We start from the raw sequence: 2019 nt of genomic DNA on the forward strand, positions 1-2019 counted from the left end.
GAGGAGCACGGCCATTGTCATCGCCGGCAGCGCGGGAAGGAGCAGGTGGGCGGCGACGGCGACGGCGACGGCCGCCGCGGCGCCGGCCAGGCCTGGCGCGGCCTCTCTCAGGGCTGAGGCGGTGGCGGATCTCTTCAGGGGCACGCCCCTACATTGCCGTACCCGGCCGGAAAAGCCGTAACCGCAGCCGTCCMGGCAGGCGGCCCGGACTGCGCGGCCAGCACTGAGCGCCGCGCCGCGGGCCGCCGAAATGATTTCAGAACAAAAAAGTGGTTGGCTAGTGACCATGTCTGACCTATTCCAGGAATACTCCGAGGCCGCCGGCCGCACCGGCGCCTACGACGAGATGTTTGCCCCCGGCCAGCAGGCCCGGAGATCCTACGGRCAGGTGGCCCTGGCCCTGCGCGAACTCTCGTTGGCTGACGTCAGCGCCCGCGCCGATTCCATGGCCCGGACCTTCCTGGACCGCGGCGTGACCTTCGACTTCGCGGGTGAGGAACGGCCCTTCCCCCTGGACATCGTCCCCCGCGTGATCCCCGCCGATGAGTGGAGCGTCCTGGAACGCGGTGTGGCCCAGCGCGTCCGCGCCCTTGAAGCCTTCCTCAATGACGTCTACGACAAGATGACCGTGGTCTCCGACGGCGTCATCCCGCGCCAGCTCGTCACGACGAGCGCGCACTTCCACCGCCAGGTGCACGGCTTTGAGCCGGCCGGCGGCGTCCGGGTCCACATTTCCGGAATCGACGTCGTCCGCGACGCCGAGGGCACGTTCCGGGTCCTGGAGGACAACGTGCGCGTGCCCTCGGGCGTCAGCTACGTCCTCGAGAACCGCCGGGCCATGGCCAAGGGCCTGCCGGAGGCTTTCGGCCAGCAGCTCATCCGTCCGGTCGAGGAGTACCCCCGCCGGCTCCTGTCCGCCCTGCGGAAGACGGCACCCTCCGGCGTCGACGATCCCACCGTGGTGGTCCTGACCCCCGGCGTGTTCAACAGCGCCTACTTCGAGCACACCCTGCTCGCCGGACTCATGGGTGTCGAACTCGTCGAGGGCCGCGACCTCATCTGCCGCGGCAACCGGGTCTACATGCGCACCACGGCGGGCGAGCAGCGCGTGGATGTCATCTACAAACGCATCGACGACGAATTCCTGGACCCGCTGCAGTTCCGTGCCGATTCCATGCTCGGCTGCCCCGGCCTGGTCAACGCCGCCCGCGCCGGCGGCGTCACGATCGCCAACGCCGTGGGCAACGGCGTCGCCGATGACAAGCTGGTCTACAGCTACGTGCCCGACCTCATCCGGTACTACCTCAACGAAGAGCCCGTGATCGCCAACGTGGACACCTTCCGGCTCGAAGAGAAGGAGGCCCGGGAACACGTACTGGACCGCCTGGACGAGCTCGTGGTCAAACCGGTGGACGGCTCGGGCGGCAAGGGCCTCGTGATCGGCCCGGACGCGTCCAGGGACGAACTCGACGCCCTGCGCAAGCGGATCATCGCCGACCCCCGCGGATGGATCGCCCAGCCAGTCCTGCAGCTGTCCACGGTGCCGACGCTCAGCGGCGACAAGTTCGGCCCCCGGCACGTGGACCTGCGCCCCTTCGCCGTCAATGACGGCGAGGACGTCTGGGTTCTCCCCGGCGGACTGACCCGTGTGGCGCTCAAGGAGGGCTCGCTGATCGTCAATTCCAGCCAGGGCGGCGGTTCCAAGGACACCTGGGTCCTGGCCGACTCCCCGCAGGTCCCCGTCGAAGTGATCCCGCGGCCCACCATCGCAGTCCGCGAGCGGRTTTCGGTCTGGCCGGTGGAGAGCAACTGGCGCGACAGCCAGAAAGAGCAGCAACAGCAGCAGCAGATTTCTGACGCGCAGGAGGTAACCGCGAATGCTTAGCCGTATTGCCGAGTCACTGTTTTGGATCGGCCGCTACGTGGAACGGGCCGACGGCACCGCCCGGATCCTCGACGTCCACCTCGAACGGCTCAACCATCTGCCCATGGAGGAACAGCGCAGCGTGGCGCAGGAAC

The 2019-nt window shown here is 68.4% G+C and carries 2 protein-coding genes; both read left to right on the top strand.

The window, feature by feature from the left end:
- Positions 1 to 286 precede the first annotated feature (286 nt).
- Complete coding sequence (locus tag AC1D1S_RS20890; protein ID WP_476995417.1) at positions 287 to 1885, top strand: circularly permuted type 2 ATP-grasp protein; 1599 nt, start codon at positions 287 to 289, stop codon at positions 1883 to 1885.
- The coding region (locus AC1D1S_RS20895) for an alpha-E domain-containing protein (protein WP_476995418.1) at positions 1878 to 2019 on the top strand (142 nt) is incomplete at its 3' end. The genes AC1D1S_RS20890 and AC1D1S_RS20895, both read left to right, overlap by 8 nt.

The organism is Arthrobacter sp. P1_A5 (assembly GCF_056406825.1).